At 67.2% G+C, this 21303-nt stretch carries 20 protein-coding genes and 1 tRNA gene; 7 read left to right on the top strand and 14 right to left on the bottom strand.

Annotation, left to right across the window (positions count from 1 at the left end; translation table 11 throughout):
- Positions 1-106: 106 nt before the first annotated feature.
- Positions 107-184: transfer RNA gene (locus J0J10_RS24325), tRNA-Pro, on the bottom strand.
- A gap of 32 nt (positions 185-216) precedes the next feature.
- Here J0J10_RS24325 and J0J10_RS24320 point away from each other — a divergent pair.
- Both J0J10_RS24320 and J0J10_RS24315 read left to right on the top strand, forming a co-directional pair.
- Entirely contained in the window at positions 217-1635 is a 1419-nt protein-coding gene (locus J0J10_RS24320) for a GGDEF domain-containing protein (protein WP_291649902.1), read from the top strand.
- A 152-nt stretch (positions 1636-1787) separates the two neighbouring features.
- Positions 1788-2600 (top strand): class I SAM-dependent methyltransferase, encoded by an 813-nt coding sequence (locus J0J10_RS24315; RefSeq protein ID WP_291649900.1) that lies wholly within the window; start codon positions 1788-1790, stop codon positions 2598-2600.
- 104 nt (positions 2601-2704) lie between these two features.
- Here the strand turns inward: J0J10_RS24315 and J0J10_RS24310 are convergent, their stop codons facing one another.
- A complete protein-coding gene (locus J0J10_RS24310; RefSeq protein WP_291649899.1) occupies positions 2705-3943 on the bottom strand; it encodes an O-antigen ligase family protein in 1239 nt (412 codons plus the stop codon).
- On the bottom strand, positions 3940-5484 hold the full coding sequence (locus J0J10_RS24305) for an undecaprenyl-phosphate glucose phosphotransferase (RefSeq protein ID WP_291636466.1): 1545 nt from the start codon (positions 5482-5484) through the stop codon (positions 3940-3942). Before J0J10_RS24305 ends, J0J10_RS24310 begins: the two co-directional genes overlap by 4 nt.
- A gap of 519 nt (positions 5485-6003) precedes the next feature.
- Between J0J10_RS24305 and J0J10_RS24300 the strand changes: the two genes are divergently transcribed.
- Together J0J10_RS24300 and J0J10_RS24295 are read left to right on the top strand one after the other, a co-directional pair.
- The gene (locus J0J10_RS24300; protein WP_291649897.1) at positions 6004-6369 is read left to right on the top strand and encodes a DMT family transporter; all 366 of its coding nucleotides are present in this window, start codon (positions 6004-6006) and stop codon (positions 6367-6369) included.
- Positions 6366-6704, top strand: coding sequence for an SMR family transporter (locus tag J0J10_RS24295; RefSeq protein WP_291649895.1), 339 nt, complete (start codon positions 6366-6368; stop codon positions 6702-6704). Before J0J10_RS24300 ends, J0J10_RS24295 begins: the two co-directional genes overlap by 4 nt.
- Before the next feature lie 9 nt (positions 6705-6713).
- Here the strand turns inward: J0J10_RS24295 and J0J10_RS24290 are convergent, their stop codons facing one another.
- The 6 genes from J0J10_RS24290 to J0J10_RS24265 form a co-directional block, all read right to left on the bottom strand.
- The gene (locus J0J10_RS24290) at positions 6714-7073 is read right to left on the bottom strand and encodes a hypothetical protein (protein ID WP_291649892.1); all 360 of its coding nucleotides are present in this window, start codon (positions 7071-7073) and stop codon (positions 6714-6716) included.
- 5 nt (positions 7074-7078) lie between these two features.
- Complete coding sequence (locus J0J10_RS24285; protein WP_291649891.1) at positions 7079-8437, bottom strand: sulfite oxidase; 1359 nt, start codon at positions 8435-8437, stop codon at positions 7079-7081.
- 103 nt (positions 8438-8540) lie between these two features.
- Positions 8541-9302: an anti-sigma factor gene (locus J0J10_RS24280; protein ID WP_291649889.1), complete on the bottom strand. Its 762-nt coding sequence runs from the start codon at positions 9300-9302 to the stop codon at positions 8541-8543.
- Positions 9286-9810: an RNA polymerase sigma factor gene (locus J0J10_RS24275; RefSeq protein ID WP_291649887.1), complete on the bottom strand. Its 525-nt coding sequence runs from the start codon at positions 9808-9810 to the stop codon at positions 9286-9288. Before J0J10_RS24275 ends, J0J10_RS24280 begins: the two co-directional genes overlap by 17 nt.
- Positions 9811-9953: 143 nt before the next feature.
- Positions 9954-11117: a glycosyltransferase family 4 protein gene (locus J0J10_RS24270; protein WP_291649885.1), complete on the bottom strand. Its 1164-nt coding sequence runs from the start codon at positions 11115-11117 to the stop codon at positions 9954-9956.
- A 22-nt stretch (positions 11118-11139) separates the two neighbouring features.
- On the bottom strand, positions 11140-11697 hold the full coding sequence (locus tag J0J10_RS24265; protein ID WP_291649882.1) for a polysaccharide biosynthesis/export family protein: 558 nt from the start codon (positions 11695-11697) through the stop codon (positions 11140-11142).
- A 310-nt stretch (positions 11698-12007) separates the two neighbouring features.
- On the opposite strand from J0J10_RS24265, the gene J0J10_RS24260 reads away from it, so the two are divergent.
- Positions 12008-14185: a GumC family protein gene (locus tag J0J10_RS24260; RefSeq protein WP_291649881.1), complete on the top strand. Its 2178-nt coding sequence runs from the start codon at positions 12008-12010 to the stop codon at positions 14183-14185.
- 40 nt (positions 14186-14225) lie between these two features.
- Here the strand turns inward: J0J10_RS24260 and J0J10_RS24255 are convergent, their stop codons facing one another.
- Positions 14226-15458 (bottom strand): GNAT family N-acetyltransferase, encoded by a 1233-nt coding sequence (locus tag J0J10_RS24255; RefSeq protein WP_291649879.1) that lies wholly within the window; start codon positions 15456-15458, stop codon positions 14226-14228.
- A 159-nt stretch (positions 15459-15617) separates the two neighbouring features.
- Here J0J10_RS24255 and J0J10_RS24250 point away from each other — a divergent pair, with 159 nt between their 5' ends.
- Entirely contained in the window at positions 15618-16670 is a 1053-nt protein-coding gene (locus tag J0J10_RS24250; RefSeq protein ID WP_291649877.1) for a polysaccharide deacetylase family protein, read from the top strand.
- A gap of 80 nt (positions 16671-16750) precedes the next feature.
- Here the strand turns inward: J0J10_RS24250 and J0J10_RS24245 are convergent, their stop codons facing one another.
- Complete coding sequence (locus J0J10_RS24245; RefSeq protein ID WP_291649874.1) at positions 16751-16957, bottom strand: DUF2842 domain-containing protein; 207 nt, start codon at positions 16955-16957, stop codon at positions 16751-16753.
- 127 nt (positions 16958-17084) lie between these two features.
- Here J0J10_RS24245 and J0J10_RS24240 point away from each other — a divergent pair, with 127 nt between their 5' ends.
- Complete coding sequence (locus tag J0J10_RS24240) at positions 17085-18158, top strand: COX15/CtaA family protein (protein ID WP_291649873.1); 1074 nt, start codon at positions 17085-17087, stop codon at positions 18156-18158.
- Between the two features lie 118 nt (positions 18159-18276).
- On the opposite strand, the gene J0J10_RS24235 is transcribed toward J0J10_RS24240, so the two are convergent.
- The 3 genes from J0J10_RS24235 to J0J10_RS24225 all read right to left on the bottom strand — a co-directional run bounded on the left by J0J10_RS24235 (position 18277) and on the right by J0J10_RS24225 (position 21214).
- Complete coding sequence (locus J0J10_RS24235) at positions 18277-19554, bottom strand: O-acetylhomoserine aminocarboxypropyltransferase (protein ID WP_291636437.1); 1278 nt, start codon at positions 19552-19554, stop codon at positions 18277-18279.
- Between the two features lie 205 nt (positions 19555-19759).
- Positions 19760-20290, bottom strand: a complete 531-nt coding sequence (locus J0J10_RS24230) for a CoA-binding protein (RefSeq protein ID WP_291649871.1) — start codon at positions 20288-20290, stop codon at positions 19760-19762.
- A gap of 111 nt (positions 20291-20401) precedes the next feature.
- On the bottom strand, positions 20402-21214 hold the full coding sequence (locus J0J10_RS24225; protein WP_291649869.1) for an enoyl-CoA hydratase: 813 nt from the start codon (positions 21212-21214) through the stop codon (positions 20402-20404).
- Positions 21215-21303: the final 89 nt, after the last annotated feature.

Raw genomic sequence — 21303 nt, 5'->3', positions numbered from 1 at the left:
GGTTCGCAGTTTGTGATTCTGTGACCCGCGGTGAACCCAAACGAAGAAACGAACCGTGGCCCCTTGTTTTGAGGCCCTAGTAAGTCGTTGATTTTCTTTGGTTTTATGGTCGGAGCGAGAGGATTCGAACCTCCGACCCCTTGTCCCCCAGACAAGTGCGCTAACCGGGCTGCGCTACGCTCCGACGCGTCGGCTTATAGAGGCGCTGCCGCCGCGATGCAACGCACCAGATGGGCATGGCAGGCAAATCTTCGCTGGGGCGAAGCGCCGCGCCGGTGCGGCATGGTGGGTTTCTCCCGCAAGCGACGGCGGATGCGGACGTGTCGCCTTCTCTGCCGCCGATCTGCTCAAGGGGAAGGACGAGATGTCGAGGCGAGCCGGCAAGGTCTCGGAAAGAATGGCTTGGTACAGGGGATGTTGGAAGACGCTGCCGTACGAGGCCCGGGACAGCGCGGTCCAGGAGCGATATTCGACATGGACTCCAGTACTGCTTTTATCGCGGCCTCCCTGATGATGCTGGCCAATGGCACGGTGCTGGGGTTCATGCATGGCGATCTGCCGGTTACCCTGCGGCCGGCTGCGCGGAATTGGCAGTCGGGTACCTTGCTCGTCGCTTGCGGCTGCTCGCTGTTCGCCGTCCAGCCGCTCCTGCCGCTGACCTTGACCGTGACGCTCTCGAACGCCCTGATCCTGCTCGGGCTGACCGCCTATTATCGGGCGCTTTGCGCCTTCTACGAGCGCGCGCCGCGCGCCCTGCTGTGGCTTCCGGCGGCTCTGGGGACGCTTGGGGTCTTCTGGTTTTCCGCCTTTCAGCCGGATACCGAGAGCCGGATCGTGATCATTTCCGCAGCCTGGCTGGCTCTGATGGGAAAGAGCGCCCTGATTCTCTGGCAGGGCGCCGGTCGAGACGACGCCTTGAGCCGGCGCATGCTTCTCGGGATTTTCGTGGGCGTCTTTTTGTTCACGACTCTGCGGCTGGTCCACTATGTCACGCTGAGAATCGGTCCTGATTTCAGCATCGCCGACAATGCGAGCTGGATGAACCTCGCCACGCCGATGTTGGCGGCGACCTTGCCGGTGATCGGCACCACCGCCTTCCTGCTGATGTGCTCGGACCGTATCCGCCGGCAATGGGAGCGCGCTGCGTCGACCGACTATCTGACCGGGCTTCCGAATCGGCGCACACTTTCGGAGGCCGGCGCGCAGCGTTTCAAGACAGCGCGTGCCCGCCGGGAGGAATTCGCGATCGCGGTGATCGACATCGATCGCTTCAAGGCGGTCAATGATCAGCACGGACACGAGGTCGGCGACATCGCGCTCCGGCATGTCGGCCGGCGGCTCAAGGCGGCGCTGCGCGATGGCGATCTGGTCGCCAGGACCGGGGGCGAGGAGTTCGTGGTCCTGCTGGAGGGCGCTGGCTCGGTCGAAGCCGAAGCCGCCGCCGAACGTCTTCGCGCTGCCGTGCGGCTCGATCCCTTCGCCGTCGGGGCGCTCAGCGTGCCCGTCACCGTCTCCGTCGGCGTGGCGGTCTGCCGGACGCAGGATGCGGATTTCAATGCGCTGTTGCGCCGCGCGGACGAGGCCCTGTACGCGGCGAAGGCCTCCGGTCGCAATCAGGTCAAGCTCGCAGCCTGAGGCGCGCGGAGAGGGCTGGACGGCACGGCGTCTCCACAGGGAGCCGCCGCTCCTTAACCATGGATCTTTACCTTTTCTTAAGCATCCGGTTGCGCCCGCGCCGATGTCCTCGCATGTTCGGGCCTTGAAACCGAAGATGCGAGGGCATCGTCATGTCGATGGCACTGGCTGATCGCGGACTGCATCCGGCGCGTGCCGCGGCCGGGGCCGGCCGGGGCTCGCTCGAAAGCTTCTTCACAGGGCTTGCTCCCGACTGGCATTCGCGCTGGGCCTGGGACCACTATGAAGCGACGATCCTGGCGCTGGCGCACCAGTTCGGCCTGGCGCGACTCTGCGAGATCGGTGGGGGGCGTGATCCGCTGTTCTCGCGGCAGGAAGCCCAGCGCTATGGCCTCGATTTGGTGGTCAACGACATTGATGCCGGCGAGCTCGCCCTGGCGCCGAAAGGCCTGCGAACCGCCCGCTTCGACATCGCCGGCGATCTTTCGGAGCCGGACATCGCACGCGGCAGCTATGACATGATGGTCTCGCGCATGGTCTTCGAGCATGTCGACGACGTCGAGCGCGCCTGGCGCAACATCCACGCCCTGCTGGCGCCCGGCGGCATTGGCCTCGCCTTCGTGCCGACGCTCTGGGCGCCGGTTTTCGCGCTCAACCATGTCCTGCCCGAGAAAGCCTCGCGCGCCATCGTGCACGCGCTTTTCCCGGCCAGGCGCGACGGTGGCGGCGACCCGAAATTCCCGGCCTTCTACGATTGGTGCCGCGGCAGCCGTTCCAGATTGGCGCCGATGCTGAACCGCGCCGGCTTCAGCGATATCCATGTCCAGCCCTTCTGGGGCCATGGCTATTTCGAGCGGATGCCGGGGCTGCGCCAGGTCGACGACCTCTTCAACCGGCTCGCGGCCAGGACCGGCTGGGAGTTCGTGACGACCTATGCCTATGTGGTCGTCCGCAAGGAGCGCTGAGGCCGGAGCATCGGGCCGGAAAGCGGAACCCGTTCTTCGCGCGGGTCCGACGTTTGAACAAAAGGTTGGATCGCCATCTCGCGTCCGATCGGACGCGCGGCGATCTAGTCCCCGCGTGGCGGCGTCGCCGGGCTGAGCACCGCCAGGCCCCAGACCAGGCCGAGCATCAGGTAGAAATGGCGCCAGTGATCGGTGTCGATCTGCAGGCCCTGCAGGATCGTGACGAACAGCACCGACCAGAGCACGATCGCATGGCCCTGCCAAGGCGAGCGGCGCAGGGCGACACGCCAGCCGGCGAGGCAGGTCGCGGCCATCAGCGCCAGGAACGACACGCCGCCGAGCCAGCCATAGGAGGCGAAGGCGTTGATGTAGACATTGTGCGGGTCTTCCGGGAAATACCAGCGGAAGCGCAGCGGGCCGAAGCCGTTGGGCAGGTCGAGCAATAGCGGGATCGAGCGCAGCTGGTTGCCGAAGCGGCCGGTGACGCCCTGGTCGTAGTCCTGGTCGAGGCTGGCGCGGATCTCGAAGACGCTGCGGATGTTCTCGAAGGACAACGCGATCAGCATCGCGACGATGACGAGCACCAGCGAGACCAGGGTCAGGAAGACGATGCGCGTGCGTTGCGTGCTGCTCGGCGAGGTCAGGAAAGTCAGCGCCGTCATCATCATCGTCGCGGCGACGAGGTTGGCCCAGGCGCCGCGCGAAAAGCTGAGGAAAAGCGCGAGCAGCGGCACGCTCATCAGCAGGAAGCCCTTGATCAGGCCGATCCGCCCGGTGAGCACGGCATGCAGCGTGTAGACTATCGGCAGCACCAGGAAGGGACCGAGCACGTTCGGGTCCTTGAAGGTGCCCGAGGCGCGGCCGTAGAGCGCGAGCACGCTGCCGAGTCCGGCGATGTCGAAATAGCCGAGCAGACCGGCAAAGCCCGCGCACCAGGCCGAGAAGAGATAGCCCTTGCGCAGCGTGTCGAGACGCCCGAGCGGGTCATCGGCCATGATCGCGGCGAAGAAGATCGCCGTCAGCATCAGATAGACCGAAACGGCGGTGAAGCGGACGGAGGGAGCCTCGTCCATCCAGGGCAACAGCGAGAAGACGCCGCCGAGATTGTAGAGCAGCAGCAGCAACGCCAGCGGCAGCAGCTTCTGCGAGAAGCGGATGCCCGTCAGCGCGAAGACGAACAGCGTGATCAGGAAGACGAATTCGTAGGGCGAGGGCTCGATCAGGGCAAAGCCACTCGAGGCGGTCAGTAGCCAGAGCGTGCTGCGCTTGATCGCGGCATAGGAAATCTGCAGCCCGCCTCGGCCGCGGCCTCCGGCCTCGCCGCTTTCCGCCAGCGCGCTCAATAGGCGTTCTCGTTCTTGGTCAGCAGCGAGAGCGGCGTCTTGATCAGGATGTAGAGGTCGAGCAGCACCGACCAGTTCTCGATATAGTACAGGTCGTGCTCGACGCGGCGCTGGATCTTGTCCTCGGTGTCGGTCTCGCCGCGCCAGCCATTGATCTGCGCCCAGCCGGTGATCCCCGGCTTGACCTTGTGGCGGGCGAAATAGCCGTCGACCACCTGCTCATAGGCGCGGTTCGAGGCGGTGGCGTGGATGGCGTGCGGGCGCGGGCCGACCAGCGAGAGATTGCCCTTGAACACGACGTTGAAGAGCTGGGGCAGCTCGTCGATCGAGGTCTTGCGGATGAAGCGGCCGACACGGGTGACGCGCGGATCATCCTTGGTGACCTGCTTGGCGGCGGCGAAATCGCTCATCTCGTGATAGAGCGAGCGGAATTTCAGCACTTCGATCAGCTCGTTGTTGAAGCCGTAGCGCTTCTGGCGGAACAGGATCGGGCCCTTGGAGTCGAGCTTGACCGCGATGGCCGTCGCCAGCATCAGCGGCGAGAGCAGGATCAGGGCGAGCATGCCGACGACCTTGTCGAACAGCCATTTGACGACGATGTCCCAGTCGGCGATCGGCCGGTCGAAGACGTCGAGCACCGGGACGGCGCCGATATAGGAATAGGAGCGAGGCCGGAAGCGCAGCTTCGACATATGGGCCGAGAGCCGGATGTCGATCGGCAGCACCCAGAGCTTGCGCAGCATGGTCAAAAGCCGCGCCTCCGCCGAAATCGGCAGGGTGAAGATCACGAGGTCGAGCTTGGTGCGGCGAGCGAATTCGACGAGGTCGTCGATGGTACCGAGCTTGGGATAGCCGGCGACGAGATCGGGCGAGCGATCGTCATTGCGGTCGTCGAAGACGCCGCAGACTCGCAGGCCGGTGTCGCGCTGGGCTTCGAGCGCCTTGATCAGTTCCTCGCCGGCCGGGCCGCCGCCGACGATCGCGGTACGCCGCTCCAGCCGGCCGAGACGGGTCAGGCGCAGCACGATCAGCGAGGCCGCCAGCCGCTCGGCCAGCAGCAGCGCCAGGCCGCCGGCATAGAAGCCGGCCAGCCAGACGCGCGAGACCTGGTCGCCGATCTTGAGGAAGAAGAACACCGCCAGCGCCAGCAGGAACAGCATGGTCCAGCCGGCGATCACCCGCACCGCCATGCTGACGAAATTGCGCAGCGCGCCGACATGATAGAGATGCAGCGCCTGGAAGACGGCGAGAGTGCCGATGGCCATCAGCGGGATGCTGAGCTGGTAGGGCAGGGCGCTGTCGACGCGGCCGGCGGCATAGAGCCAGAAGATCAGGCCCCCCGTGCCGGCGACGACGAGCAGGTCGGCGAGCCGGACGAGCCCCTCGATCAGCACCGGCGACAGCGTGCGTTTGACCGGCATGGCGGCGATCCGCTCGGCCAGCGGGTGGAAGGCGCGGGTCGAGCCGGAAGCGGGCGAACCGTCCTGCGCGGGGCCGGCCGAATCCGCCTTGATCAGGTCGCGAACGTCGAAAGCGCCCATCTCGTCCATCCTCTCCGCCTGCTCGCGCCAAAGGCTCGGGCATCGGCAGTCGACTAGCGCAAATTGCTCTCGGAAGGTTTAACCCGCCGCTGCGAAAGCTGAAGCGATTTGAGTGGAGGCGGGAGCGTTTTCGGCACCTGCGAGGCCTGCCGCCACGAGGTTCGGCACACGCTCCGGCGGAGTTGGATTTTCGCTTGGGCCATCAGGGTGATAGCCCGTGTTTCGATGGTATCCGGACAGCCGTGAAAACACCCATGAGATCGCTGGAAGTCGCGTCAACGTTGACAGAAAGCACAATTTCAGGCATTCAGAGCTGCGATGAGCGACTGAGAAGCACATATTTTCTGGCTTCCGCCCCCGATCTAACGGGAAATGGGCGTGATGCTGTGCTGACCTTCGGTGAGAACCGAAGAGTTCCTTATACTCTCTTGTTTCGTCTTTAAAACGCCAACGATGCGCACCCCGTCGACGTCGCACCCGCGTCGCCGGCGCCTTGGGCCCGCGCCAATTGTGTGACCTGTGTCTTTTCACTGGATTGTTCTGCTCGCGGCGGTCGCCGTCGAGATTCTCGCTACGTCGGCGCTGAAGGTCTTCGTTTCAGCGCCGCTCTTCCTGGCCTTTCTGCCGCTTGTGCTGATCGGCCTTTCCTTCGCTCTCCTCAGCCTGGCGCTGCGCGTCATCCCGATGGCGGTCGCCTATGCGGTCTGGGAGGGGCTCGGCATCGTCGGCATCGCCGTGATCGGCCATGTCATGTTCGCCGAGCATCTGACGCCGGGGCGCCTCGCGGCGCTCGCCATGATCGTCGGCGGCATCGTGCTGCTCGAGCGCGGGGTCGGCCATGAAGGTGGCGGCCATGAAGAGGAGGAAAAGAGGAGGCTCGCATGAGTGCCCTCTTTTCGCCGCAGGGGCTGGCCGTGCTCTGGCTCCTGCTCGCAGTCGTGCTCGAGGTTCTCGGCACGGCCCTGCTCAAGCTCTCGGATGGGCTGAAGCGCCGCCTGATCGGTGGTCTTGGCGTCATCCTGGTCATCGGCGCCTTCGGGGCGCTGGCCCAGGCGATCCGCGGCATGGATCTCTCTGTCGCCTACGCCGCCTGGGGCGGCGCAGGTCTGGTGGTGACGGCCGTGGTCGGTGCGCTCGCTTTCGGCCAGGCTATCCGCCCGGCCGGCTGGCTCGGCATCGCGCTGGTGGTCGCCGGGGTGGCGGCGCTCAAGCTGGCCTGATCCCGTCCCTCACTGCAGGAACGGGTTCGTCCAGCCGCCCCGCTGGGCGGGGGCCTTAGGAGGGAAGCTCGCCTCGAGATAGTCGAGCACCTTCTTGCGGTCCTCGTCGGCCAGGGGCTGCATATTGTGCTTGCTGACCATCCAGGCGAGCGTCTCGTTCCATTTGTCGCGGGTCATGCCCTGGGCCGCGACCAGCTTGAAATTATGGCAGGCGACGCAGGCGTAGAACGCTTCCTCGCGATGCGGCGCGTCCGGGAACATTTCGGGCGTCTCCTCGGCGGGAGCGGGCGCCTGGGCCAGCGCCAGCGAGGCGCCGAGCAGCATGACCGCGCCGAGCGTGAGCCCGGCGCGGCGCAGATACGCATTCATCAGGCTCATCCGACCAGCACCGCGACCCGGTGCATCGGGTTGGCGCCGTAGCCCTGCGGGTTCCAGCCGCCGGCGATGTGCGGTTGGGCGCGGCCCTTGCCGTCGGTGGCCCTGACCCAGAGCTCGTAATAGCCGTCGGAGGGCAGCTCGACCTCGGTCGTCCAGCGGCGCCAGTCGAAGCGGTTGCGCGGCTCGGCCGCCTTGGCCTGCTGCCAGGTCGCGCCGAAATCGATCGAGACATCGACGCGGGAGACGCCGTCATGCCCGTCCCAGGCGGCGCCGCGCAAAGCGAGCTTGCGGGTACCGGCCGGAAGGCGCGTGCCGTTGGCCGGGTTGGTGATGATGCCGCGCACCGGCATCGAGGTCATGGTGCGCATATTGGATTCGTCGGTCTTGCCGCCGGGGATCATCGGCTTGATCGCGACCGAATAGGAGGTTCCGCCCATGCCCTGGCCGTCATGGACCTTGTCGCGGATTGCGATCCGCTTCAGCCATTTATGCGAGACCGAGGCCGGGAAGCCGGGAACGATGACCCGCAGCGGCCCGCCATGGATGTTGCTGAGCGGCTGGCCGTTCATCGCCCAGACCAGCAGCGCATGCTGCTCCAGTGCCGCCTCGATCGGCACGCCGCGCGAGAGCACGTCCTTGCTCGGATCGCCCGAAAGGTGCTGGTCGGCGCCGTAATTTCCGGTGTGGACCGCGCTCGACTTCAGCCCGGCGCTCTTCAGGACCTCTGCGAGCGAGGCACCGGTCCATTCGGCGCAGCCGGCGCCGCCATTGGTCCACTGGTTGCCGCGGGCGGTCGGCTGGAAGAAGGAGCGGCCATTGCCGCCGCATTCCAGCACCATGCGGTAGGTCTTGGCGGCGAATTTCTGCTTGAGCTCGCCGAGCTTCATCTTGAGCGGGGTGTTGACCTCGCCGTCGATGCTGAACTCCCAGGCATCGCCTTCGGCGAAGCCTTCCGGCGTCTGGCCGTTATTGCGGATGTAGAACTTCTCGGTCGGCGTGGTGTCGTCGTCGAGCAGGTGCTCGGGCGTTTCGGCGACGAGCGGACGGTCGCCGAGCACGACGAGGCCCTTGGCCTTGCCCGGGAAGTCGAGGATCTGCGGGCCCTTCGGCGCCGCGGACGGTGGAGCGCCGGCCGGAGCCGCGGTGCCCTGCGCCATCGCGGCCGGGATCAGGCCGGCCGGCATATTGGCCGAGAACGGGATCGCGCCGCCGACGGCCGCACCCATGGCCGCCAGGCCGGCACCGCCCAGGAAGCCGCGGCGCGAGGCGTCGGTGCGCCGGCCGAAGGCCTGCGCATCGGCCCGCTCGGGATCGTCGCGATAAAGTTCGGCCAGGGAGCGTTCAGCCTTCGCCATCAGTTTCCTCCTTCAGGCGCATCACCAAAAGGCGCCACTGGAGGATGAGACGTTCGAGCGGCTGGAATCATTCCATGCTGTCCCGTCTTTTTGTGAAACTGCCTCAGGCAAGGCAGGACGGCGCTGCGCTCCAGTCCTGGCGCAGCGCGATGCGCAGCGGCTCGATACCGGGGCCGGGGCGTCCCGTCAGGTCCCTCAGGAAGCCGGCCATGATGGCGAAGCGCGCCGCCGGCATGCCCGTCGCGATCAGGAGATAGCTCTTGCCGTCGGCGTTCCAGCGGGCGAGCGCATGCGGTGTCTCGCTGCCGCCCGGCGGGCGCTCGGGCTGAAGCTGCGTCGTGACGTGCAGGCTCAGGCGACAGCCACGCGCGCCGGTGAAGCCGGCATGCTCCTCACCTGCGGCGACCGCGCTGCGCCAGGCCGGCCTTAGGCCGAGCCGTGCCAGTTCGCTCGCGATCGGGTCGGAGGAAGCCTGCATCACGCCCTCGACCGGAACGATGTCGGCGTGGCGCTCATGGGCGGCGAGCGATGCGGCCAGGAAGCGGTCCTCCTGCGGGTTTCCGGTCGGTCGGAGGGCGAAGAGGGCTGCGCTGGCGACGAGTGCCAGGGCCACTGCGGCGGCGAGGTTGCGGTGGCGTCGCTGCGGCGGCGTCTTGGCCCGCGGGAAGGGCGGTGCATCATCAGTCGGCAGCGCCCGCAATTGTTCCTTCAGCCCGATGATGCCGCGCAGGGCCTGCGCCGCCGGAGGCGAGGCGCCGAGCAGGGCCGCGACCTCGCGCTGATCGCCGACCGCCAGTTCGCCATCGGCGAAGGCGTTGAGCCGCTCCCAATCGGCCGGGCCGGGCATCTCAGCGCGCCGCGACATGGCGCTGGGGCAGCATGCGGATATTGGTTTCGCCGATGATGGCGAGCATGGTGGCCCGGGCACGAGCCAGTCGGCTCATCACCGTGCCGGTCGGCACGCCGATGATCGCCGCCGCTTCCGCGTAGCTGAAGCCATCGAGATCCACCAAGACTACCACCTCTTTCATCGCGAGCGGCAATTGCTCCAGCGCCTGCCGCACCGTGATGGCGTTGAGCGCGCGTTCGGCGACACGCCAGTCGATCGGTTCAGGCGCTTCGCTGCCTGCTTCGCGCGCTTGCCGCCGGCTCTGGTCGACCAGCAGGTTGCGCAGGATGCAGTAGAGCCAGCGCCGATAGGCGACGTCGTCTGCGGGCTCGCTCTTCGCGCTGAGGACGCGCAGCGCCGCCTCCTGGGCGGCGTCGCCGGCCCGTTCGCGATCCCGCGTCAGAGCGCAGGCATAGCGGAAGAGCCGAGTCCATTCGCGTTCGAGCCGCGCATTGCGCGCCGACTTGCGTCCGTCGCGCCACATGATCGCGCCATCCGAACCAGTTCTCGTGCGGCGGAAAGCAGGCCATCGCCGGCGCGCCGCAGTGAGGGAGAAATCAGCCTATATCGCAGGACTGGCGAAAGTCGAACCGCTTTTCGAGGCCTGCGCGGAAAGGCCGCTGACGCTCAGCCGAAGCGCCTGGCGAGGGTGCTGCGATAGGCGTCGAGCACACCGTCTATCATGGTGTCGAGGCAGAAATTCGCGCGTACATAGTTCGCGAGGTCGGTGGCTTCGGCGCGGCGTGCCGCCTCCGGCATGGCCAGCGTCCTGCTGATCGCGTCGGCGAGGATCGTCGGATCATTGGGTGGGATCAGCCGCGGCGCATGCCGCGGGCCATAGATTTCCTTGATGCCGCCGACATCGGTCGCGATCAGCGGCTGCGCCGCGGCCGCCGCCTCGAGAATCACATAGGGCAGCGATTCGGCGCGTGAGGGAATCGCCATGACCCTGGCCTTGGCCAATGCGGCGCGGATCGGTCCCGGCGGCTCGAAGACGCATTGCTCGGCGACGCCGTTATCGACCGTCATCTGCTTGAGCAGGGCTTCGTCCGGCCCGGAGCCGACGATCAGGACGCGTGGGCTCAGCCCGCCGCTTGTCTTCAGGAGCGCCAGCGACTGGATCAGCGTGTCGACGCCCTTGGCCGAGCGCAGCTCTCCGAGATAAACGAGATCGAATGTCGCCGAAGCGTGATCGATCGGAGCAAATTCGGCCTCCGAGATACCGTTGAGGACGATGCGATGGTCGGTGCGCGGCAGGTGGCCGGTACAGGCCTGGAAACGCCCAGCGATGAAGGCGCTCTCGAACAGGAACATGTCGGTCGCCGGTTCGAGCAGGCGCTCGACGCCCATATAGATGCGGTGTTCCGTGCTGCCCGGCTTGTAGTTGAAGCTGCCGCCATGCGGCGTATAGGCCGTCATATAGCGGCGGCCGGGCGAAAGCAGTGCCGGCAGCCGCGCATAGACGCCGCCCTTCGAGCCGTGCGCATGCACGACCTGCGGTGCGGCTCGCCGCCGACTCCCGATCGCCGAAATCTGCGCCCTGGCATCGGTCAGGCTCGGATAGCGCGACATCGGCACGCGCGTCACGCCGAGCGAGAGCCTGGGCCCGAGTTCGGCGAAGACCTCGTCGGCACGGGCTCCTCCGGTCGTCGAATCGCAGAAGATGCCGACCTCGTGGCCGCGTTCGGCCTGGCCGCGCGCGAGGTCGAGCACATGTCGGAACAGACCGCCGAGCGGGGCGCGGAAGACATGCAGGATCTTCAGGGGGCCGGCGTCGGTCGCGGCAGGCATGACGATGGGCTCCGCGCCGGGACTAGAACCAGCGTTCCTTGATCACGATGGTATCGCCGGGGCGCACCGCATAGGTGATCGGCACCGTGCCGGTGACGAGCTGCCCGTCCATCATCCGGGTGACTTCTGCGAAGTTGCGCTGGCCGCGCGGCGTGAAGCCGCCGGCAATGGCGACGGCGGTCTGCACCGTCATGCCGTTCACGAAGGGGAACTGGCCGGAATTCGTGACTTCGCCGAGCACGAAGAAGGGACGATAGGCGTCGACCTCGACCGAGACCCTGGGCTCGCGCAGATAGCCGGCGCGCAGACGCGCCTCGATCGCCCGCTCGAGCTGGGCGGTGGTGCGGCCATTGACGTCGATCGCGCCGATCAGCGGCATCGAGATGCGGCCGCTGCCGTCGACGGCATAGACATTGGAGAGATTGTCCTGACCGAAGACGATGATGCGCAGCCGGTCGCCGCTGGCGAGCTGATAGGGGCCGGCATTCTCGATCGCGAATTCCGTCGCCACGATGCGAGGCGCGCAACTTGCCGCCGCAAGCGCGACCACCAGCGCAAGACAGACGGGGCGTCTACTCATCATCGCGTGCTGAACCCATCCAAAATCCGGGCTCAGGGTTAGGCTGACATGCTTAAGGGCAGGTTAAAATTTGCACCGGATTAACCATGGCGGGCTTGCGAGGGACGAGCGGCGTTGGCTTCTGCTGAGCGCGCGCCTGTGCGCGAGGCGAGGCGTGCTTCCCGGTCGGCGCGCTGCGTCGCTTCAGGAAAGGTGGCGCGGCCGAGTTCGCCCGTTCCGCGCGGCGTTTACCGACCACTAACCTTAATCGGTTCTCATTGACGCTGCGTCCTGATCTCGGACGCGAGAGTTTTGCGTGAATGGAAGCCTCATGACCACTCGCGATGACATTGCTCCGGCAGGCGGTGAAGGCCGCTCCGGCGACATGCTCGACCTGGCCGCCCTCTGGGCCGCGATCAAGGCGAGGAAAGCGTGGATCATCGGCCCGACGCTGGCAGCGCTCGGGCTCTCCTTCATCGCCGTCAACATCATCCCCCCGCGCTATACCGGCGAGGCCCGGATCCTGCTGGAGAACGGGGACAGCTTCTACACGCGCCCCGGGCCGACTGCGGACAATTACGGCGCCCAGTTCGACAGCGAGGGCGTTCAGAGCCAGGTGCAGGTCGTCATGTCGCGGGATCTCGCACGCGAGGCGATCAAGCGCATCGGCCTTGTCGGCAATTCCGAATTCGATTCGGGCGCCGGCGCCCTGGGGGCGCTGAAGAAGGTCGGGGTGCTGCTCGGCCTCGGGGCTCACCCGGCCGATCGCTCGCCCGAAGAGCGCGTGCTCGAGAAGTATTACGACCGGCTTCTGGTCTACCCGGTCGGCCGTTCGCGCATCGTCGCGATCGAGTTCACCTCGCAGGACCCGGAGCTTGCCGCCAAGGCGGCCAACATCATCGCCAGCACCTATCTGGAGATGCAGGGCGCAGCCAAGCAGGATACCGCCCGCAGCGCCTCGTCCTGGCTCTCGACCACGATCGAGCCGCTGCGCAAGAAGCTGGCGGAATCGGAGGCCAAGGTCGAGGAGTTCCGCTCGCGCAACGGCCTGCTCGTCGGCACCAACAACACCACCATCACCGCCCAGCAACTCGCCGATCTCTCGACGCAGCTCTCCAGTGCGCGCACCCAGCAGGCCGAGGCGCAGGCCAAGGCCTCGATCGTCCGCGATGCGATGAAAAGCGGCCGGACCTTCGAGATACCCGACGTCGCCAATAATGAACTGGTGCGCCGGCTGATCGAGCAGCGCGTCAACCTGCGCGCCCAGATCGCGCTTGAATCACGTAATCTCCTCTCCGAGCATCCACGCATCAAGGAGCTGAATGCCCAGCTCGCCGATCTCGAGGGGCAGTTGCGCGCCGCGGCGGAGCGCACGGTGCGGACGCTCGAGAACGAGGCCAAGATCGCCGGCCAGCGCGTCGAGAGCTTCACCGCCGCTTTGGAAGGCCAGAAGAAGACGGTGTCCGGCGCCAATGACAGCGAGGTCCAGCTGCGGGCGCTGGAGCGCGAGGCGCGCACCCAGCGCGAGCAGCTCGAACAATACATGCTGAAATATCGCGAGGCGCTTGCCCGCGACGCCGACAACGCGACTCCGGCCGATGCCCGGATCATCTCGCGCGCCGTCGAGCCGACGCAGCCCTCTTTCCCGAAGAAGATTCCGACCATGATCGTCGCGACGCTCGCGACCTTCCTGATCGCGCTGGCGACGATCATCTCGCGCGAGCTGCTCAACGGATCGGGCCCGGGCTCGAGCGGCAATCGCCAGCCGCCGCGCAAGCCGCCGGGCTGGGTCGGCGCCGCCGCCGCCCGCGAGCCGCAGGCCGATCCCGGTGACGACAAGACCGTGGACCCGCGCCAGGCACGCGTCGCCGGCCTGCTCACCCATGGCGGTCGCGTCGGCCAGCTCCAGCTCGATCTGTCGGATCCCGACCGAAGCCTCGCCGACCTCGCCGAGCGTGTCGATGACGGGCGCCCCGGCTATGCGCCGCTCGTGGTCGTGCTCGACGGAGCGGCTCCCGGCGACGTCTCTGCCCGGGCGCTGGCGAGCCTGCTGTCCGAGCGCTGCCGCTGTGTGCTGGTCGATCTCGGCAGCGATGCGGCACGCAACCAGGCCGGTTTCTCGGAGTTGCTCGCCGGCGAGGCGCTGTTCTCCGACATCATCACCCGCCAGCCGAATTCGCGGCTGCACGAGATCGGACCCGGCTATGCCGGCCGCGCCGCAGTGCTGGCGGCGCCGGATATCGTCGAGGTCGCGCTCGCCGCGCTCTGCGAGACCTATGACTGGGTGCTGGTCGCCGCCGCTTCGAGTGACGAGGCGGCCGTGCTCGCCCCCCTCGTCGCCCAGGCCCAGGCCGCTCTGGTCATGGCCGGCCATGTCGGTAATGGCCACGCGGTCGAGGCCGCCTATCGCCTCTCCGATCTGACCAAAGCGCCGATCGCCCTGGTGATGGTCGAAGGCGAAGGTCGCTTCGGGGAGAAGAGCCCCGAGGTCAAGCCGGCCATGGCCTGACCAGGCCGCTGCGTACGCAGCAACGGAGGGCGGCCTTCCGTCAGTCCTCAGGCGCGTTCCCGGGGCGGCGCCTGAGCCAGCCGAGCACGCGCAGCGACGCCTTCAATGCGAGCGGCGAGGCCTTGATTCGCCGCTTCAGTGCTCGCTTGAAGCGGCTGAAGCCGGCATAGGCTCGGCCTTTGCCGGTCAAAGGCAGGAAGGTGTCGACGAGGTCGTCGCGATCATCGCAGATCGTCGTCTTGTAGCGGGCTTCGCCGACGCCGAGGTCGAACATCGTCAGACCGTCCCGGCATTTGCGCTTGATCAGTTCGACGAGCAGCAATTCGCCGGGGCTGGTGCGTGCGGCCGCGGTGTCGAGGTCGAAGGAGGTCGCCATTCCGGAGAAGCGCGAGCCCTGCACGGCACCGACATAGGTCGCGACCGAGAGCCCGTCGAGATCCAGCGAATAGAGCTCGACCACCGGCGGCCTGCCGGGCGAACCGAGCGCGGCCTGGCGCAGGAATGCCCGGATCGCCGGGTCGGCAAACGGGTCCGGCAGGCGCAATTGTGCGAAGCGCGCTGCCTTCTGCGCCAGGAAGGCATCGAGCACACGCTCGACCGTCGGTTCATCCTGCGCCTGCACCAGTTCGGACGGGCCGAATTCGGCGAAGCGGTTGCGCTTGGTGGTCAGCTTCTTGCGGGCATGCTTGCTCATCGAGCGGCGCAAGGTGCCGTCGCAGTCGTTCGGCTGGAGGGCGAGCTTGTAGGCGGGGCTCGGGCTCGCACCGGCGGCGAGTCTGGCGGTCGGGTTGTGGATGCCCTGCCAATGGGTCGGCTGGTTGACGAAGACGAAGGCGTCGATCCCGCCGATGGCTGCGCCGATCTCCGACAGCAGCAGCCGCGTCATGTCGGCGTCGAGGGCCTCGGCGAAGTCCGGGCGGTAGATCCCCATATGGTAGTTGGCGTGCTTGCCGCCGATGAACTCGGCGAAGCGGGTGCCGTGCCGGCGCGTGATCACCAGTGGCAGCAAGGCGAGGGCTTTACCCTCGCCATCGCAGATGCGGACGAAGCGGAAGCTCATCGCGCTGGCGCGGCCGACCGTCTCGATGAAGGGGCGGATCCAGTCATAGGCCTGATAGGGGGTGGTCAGGCCGGTGGCTTCGAGAAGGCGCCAATCGGCCTCGAGCTCGCCAACTTCGCTGCTGACGCAGATCCGGCTCCAGCCGCGAATGCCCGTCTGCTGTGAGACAGCGTCGGCCGGCAGCTCCGATGCGCTTGCGGCGAGGGCAGACATTCCGCGATCAGGCTCCTGTTTTCGCCGCGACGTCCTTCCTTAACCCGGCATTGTGAACGGAGCTGCCACTGTCCGGGCGTTGCATCCTGCGATTGCCGAACAGCGTTAGCGATCGGTTGAATCGGGCACCTCGATGAGCCGGAAGAATCTGGGAACCGCATGAGCTGGCGTCACAAGGCTTTTTCCGCCGCCTTCAAGGCGATCGCGCTGACCGGCGCCGATCGCTGGGGCCGGGGGCTCGCCCAAGGGCGGGGCGCGGTGCTGATGCTGCATCATGTCCGTCCGGCCCGGAGCAGCGGTTTCCAGCCCAATCGCCTGCTCGAGATCACGTCCGGCTTCCTCGACCGCGCCATCAGGCTGATCCGGGCCGAGGGCTACGACATCGTCCCGCTCGACGAGGTTCCGGCACGGCTCGCCGATCCCAGGCCCGGTCGCTTCTTCGTCGCCCTGACTTTCGACGACGGCTATCGCGATAATCTCGATCATGCCTGGCCGGTGCTGGCCAAGCATCAGGCGCCCTGGGCGCTCTTTGTGACGCCGGGCTTCGCCGAGCGCACGGCGCGGCTCTGGTGGCTGGAGCTGGAGGAGGCGATCCGCGCCTTGCCGCAGGTCGCGCTCGATTTGCCCGATGGCCGCTTCAGTGCGCCCGCCGGCACCGACGCCGAGAAGCAGAAGGCATTCGACCAGCTCTACTGGCGCCTGCGCAAGGGGCCGGAGGCGAGCCTATTGTCCGCGATCGCTGATCTTTCGCGGCAGGCCGGCGTCGACCCGGTCACGCTGGTCGAGCGCGAATGCCTGCCGCTGGAGACGCTGCGGGCGCTTGCCGGCGCACCCGGCGTCACCATCGGCGCCCATACGATGAGCCATCCGATGTTGGCGAAGCACCCGGAGAATGTGGCGCGGCGCGAGATCGTGGCGAGCAAGGCCTGGCTGGAGGAGAGGCTCGGCCTTTCGATCCGCCATTTCGCCTATCCGGTCGGCGATCCCGGCTCGGCTGGCCCGCGCGAATTCGCTCTGGCGAAGGAGGCAGGCTTCGCCAGCGCCGTGACGACGCGACCGGGGCACCTCTTCCCCGAACATGCGGAGCACCTCTACGCGTTGCCGCGCGTCTCGCTCAACGGGCTGCACCAGAACGAGGCGGCGCTCAGGGGGCTGCTGTCCGGCCTGCCTTTCCTGCTCTGGAACCGGGGCCGGAAGCTGAATGTCGATTGAGCGGCGTCATGGCCGAGCATGCCCCGGGCATCTCCAGCCGGAGCTTCGCCGCTCTGCGCTGCGCTCCGGCCAGGAGGCGGTTAGCCGTCCTTGCGCTCCATCCACTTGATCAGTGGCAGCAGCGGCAGGACCCAGGCGAGGCCGAGCACGATATACACGATGGTCTGCACCGGCTTCGAGGCTTCGGTGACGCGTCCCTGCGCCAGGGCCATGGCGATGAGCGCGTAGACGCAGACAAAGACCAGGATCACCACCGTGCCGACGAGCTTGCGATGGCTTTGGGTCATGGGATCTGCTTTCCGGCTGCGGCATTGCGGGCGTTGTTCGGGCTTGCCCGCCGGACTATCTGTCACCCGACGCCGCGCTTGTGAAGCGCATTCCGGCCTTTCACCTGCGACCCGAGGTCCCGCTTCCGTGACGATCGCGCTCGAACATCCCCGGCTGGCCGCCGCCGCTTCCGGTCATCCCGGCATCCGCCGCTGGCTCTGGGCAACCGCCTTCCTGGTCTTCGTGATGATCGTTGTCGGCGGCGCAACGCGCCTCACCGGTTCCGGGCTCTCGATCACCGAATGGCGCCCGGTCACCGGCGCATTGCCGCCGCTCACTGACGCCGCCTGGGCGCTCGAATTCGACAAGTATCGTGCCAGCCCGCAATATCAGCTGCTGAACGCCGGTATGGCGCTGGCCGATTTCAAGTTCATCTACTGGTGGGAATGGGGGCACCGCCAGCTCGGCCGCTTCATCGGCCTGTTCTATCTCGCCGGATTCTTCGTGGTGGCGCTGCGCCGCCTGCTGCCCTGGCCGCAGGTCGCGCTGCTCTTCGGCATGGGCCTGCTGCTCGGCCTGCAGGGCACGATCGGCTGGATCATGGTCGCTTCCGGCCTCGAGCCCGGCATGGTCGCGGTCGCCCCGGTCAAGCTCACTTTGCATCTCACCTTCGCCGGCCTGTTCTTCGCCAGCGTCGTCGCCTACGCCACCTGGCTGACGCCGCTGCGCCGGGTCGAGCCGCGCCAGGGCCGGGCGGGAGCCCGCTTCCTGCTCCTGATGCTCTTCGTCCAGATCGCCCTCGGCGGGCTCGTTGCCGGCTCCAAGGCGGGCTTCACCTTCAACACCTGGCCGCTGATGGACGGCGCCCTGATGCCGCCGGCCTCGACGCTGTTCGCCGGCAACCCGCTCTGGGAGAACTTCGTCGACAACGTCGCGCTGGTGCAGTTCAACCACCGCATCGGCGCCTATCTGCTGTTGGCGCTGGCGCTCTGGCACCTGTTCGCGTTGCGCCGCGCCGCTCCCGGTTCCGGCGGCACCAAGCGCGCCGGGGCGATCACCGGCCTCGTACTGGCGCAGTCGGCGCTGGGGATCGTGACCTTGCTGCTGGTGGTGCCGCTCTGGGCGGGGCTCGCCCATCAGGCGCTCGGATTCGCCGTGCTGGCGATGGGCGTGGTTCATGTCACCCGCACCGAGCAGGGCCTGCGTCCGGAAGGCGCCTGACCCGCCCGTCAGGCCTGCCGCGGCAGGGGAAGCCACCGCTCCGAACGCGCCTTGTGAGCGAAAATGAAAATGGCCGGCGCGAGGCCGGCCATCCCGAAGTCGGTTTCGTCGTCCTGGCTCAGGCGAGCGCCTGCTCCAGATCGGCGATGATGTCCTCGACATCCTCCAGGCCGATCGAGAGGCGCACCACCTCCGGCCCGGCGCCCGAGGCCGTCTTCTGCGCGTCGCTGAGCTGGCGGTGCGTCGTCGAGGCCGGGTGGATCACCAGCGAGCGGGTGTCGCCGATATTGGCGAGGTGCGAGAACAGCTTGAGGTTCGAGACCAGCTTGACGCCGGCGTCATAGCCGCCCTTCAGGCCGAAGGTGAAGACCGCGCCGGCGCCCTTGGGGCAATAGCGCTGGGCGAGGGCATGGTACTTGTTGGCGGGTAGGCCGGCATAGTTGACCCATTCCACCGCCGGATGCTGGGCGAGGTGCGTCGCGACCTTCAGCGTGTTCTCGCAATGCCGCTGCATGCGCAGCGGCAGGGTCTCGATGCCGGTCAGGATCATGAAGGCGTTGAAGGGCGAGAGGGCCGGGCCCATGTCGCGCAGGCCGAGCACGCGGGTAGCGATCGCGAAGGCGAAATTGCCGAAGGTCTCGCCCAGCACCATGCCGTTATATTCCGGCCGCGGCTTGGAGAGCATCGGATAGCGCTCGTCGCCGACCCAGTTGAACGAGCCGCCGTCGACGATCAGGCCGCCGATCGAGTTGCCATGGCCGCCGAGGAACTTGGTCGCCGAATGCACCACGATGTCGGCGCCGTGCTCGAAGGGGCGGATGAGATAGGGGCTCGCCATCGTGTTGTCGACGATGAACGGGATGTTGTGCTTCTTGGCGATCGCCGCGATCCCGGCGAGGTCGACGATGACGCCGCCCGGATTGGCGATCGACTCGACGAAGATCGCCTTGGTCTTCGGCGTCACCGCCGCGGCGAAGGCTTCGAGATCGTCGGAATCGGCCCAGATCACGTTCCAGCCAAAATTCTTGTAGGAGTGGTTGAACTGGTTGATCGAGCCGCCATAGAGCTTCCTGGCCGCGACGAACTCGTCGCCGGGCTGCAGAAGGGCGTGGAAGCAGAGGAACTCGGCGGCATGGCCCGAGGCGACGGCGAGCGCCGCGGTGCCGCCTTCCAGCGCCGCGACGCGCTCCTCGAGCACGGCATTGGTCGGGTTGCCGATGCGGCTGTAGATGTTGCCGAAGGCCTGCAGGCCGAACAGGGAGGCGGCGTGGTCGACATCGTCGAAGACGAAGCTGCTGGTCTGGTAGATCGGCGTCGCGCGTGCGCCGGTCGCCGCGTCGGGGGCTGCGCCGGCATGGATGGCGAGCGTGTTGAAACCCGGAATGCGATCGGTCATGGCGTGCTCCCTGCGAAATTCTGTCTTCGAACAACTTGTTCGATTTAAAGAACGCTCTCGCCGCCGTCAATTCGGGCGCCGGCGGGCAGCAGGCGCGACGCGCCGAGCGTGATGCCGGCCTTCGGCGCTAGCCCGCTCGCCCGGGACGAGGTGGGAGGCTGGCCGCAAAGAGCACCGCCTTCAAGCCGGCGCGGCCGCGATGAAGTTATGTCCCCGGCCGGTTGATTGTCAGTTTCTGGAAGCCCTTGCCGGCGAGCGCCGGCTTCTTCGACGAGAGGATGCGCGAATTGATGCCTTGCCAGCCGATCTCGCCGGAGAGCCGGCCATATTCGATCTTCGGGCAGCGGTTCATGATCACGGTGAGGCCCTTCGCCTCGGCCCGGGCGGCGGCCTCGTCATTGCGCACCGAGAGCTGCATCCAGATCACCTTCGGCAGCGGATCGAGCGTCAGCGCCTCGTCGGTGATCGGGCCGGCGGCTTCCGAGTTGCGGAAGATCTCGACCATGTCGACCGGTCCGGGAATGTCCTTGAGCGAGCCGTAGACGGCTCTACCGAGCAGGGTCTGGCCGGCGAGACCGGGATTGACCGGGATCACCTCATAGCCGCGGTCGAGCAGGTATTTGGTGACGATCCAGCTCGGGCGCGCCTCGTTGGCGGAGGCGCCGACCAACGCGATGCGCTTCACGCACTTCAGGATGTCGCGGATCAGGCTGTCGGCGTAGGATTCGTGGTCCATCGTCTCGTCATTCTCGGTCGAAACAGGGTGCAAGGCCCGCGAAGCCCGGGGGCCGGCGGATTGTGGTCATCGGCGAGGCGGGTCAAGCCCGGCCGGCGCGCGCCAGGGCAATCATCGCTCCCAAACTGGCGGCCGTTTCTCGATGAAGGCGCCGATGCCTTCCTCGGCGTCGCGCGCCAGCATGTTTTCGACCATCACGGCGCTGGCATGGTCATAGGCCGCCTTCAACCCCATTTCGCGCTGCTCATAGAAGGTGCGCTTGCCGGTCTTCACCGTCGCCGCGGATTTCGAGGCGATGATCGCGGCAAGCGCCTGGGCCCCCGCCAGCGCCTCGCCGGCCGGGACGACGCGGTTGACCAGCCCCATCCGTGCGGCATCCTGCGCCGGGACCATCTCGCCGAGCAGCAGCATCTCCATGGCGTGCTTGGCCGAGAGGTTGCGCGACAGCGCCACCATCGGCGTCGAGCAGAACAGGCCGATATGGACGCCGGGCGTGCTGAAGCGCGCTTCCGCACCGGCGACGGCGAGGTCGCAACTGGCGACGAGCTGGCAGCCGGCCGCGGTCGCCGTGCCCTCGACGGCGGCGATGACCGGCTGGGGCAGGGCGGTGATCTGCTGCATCACCCGCGAGCAGCGCCCGAGAATGTCGGCGAAATAGGCGCGGCCGCGATCCGGATCGGCGCGCCGCGCGCTCATCTCCTTGAGATCGTGCCCTGCGGAGAAGACCGGGCCGGCGGCGGTCAGCACCACGGCGCGTATGCTGCGGTCGGCGGCGATGGCGGTGAAGCTCTCGGCGAGCGCGGCCAGCATCGCTTCGCTCAGCGGATTGCGAGCCTGCGGCCGGTTCAGCGTCAGCGTGGCGATGCCGTCGGCATCCTGGCGGAGCAGAACCGGTGCGGCCTCGGGCCGGATATGGGCGTTCATGGCATGGGCCTTTCGATGTTCCGCCTATTGTCGGAGTGCGGCGGCCATGCTGCAAGGGGCGTAGCGTCCTGCCAGCTTTCGGTTTTCCG

The sequence above is a fragment of the Allobosea sp. genome (assembly GCF_017308075.1).
Classification (GTDB): Bacteria; Pseudomonadota; Alphaproteobacteria; order Rhizobiales; family Beijerinckiaceae; genus Allobosea.
This window is presented reverse-complemented; position numbering and strand designations above follow the sequence as displayed.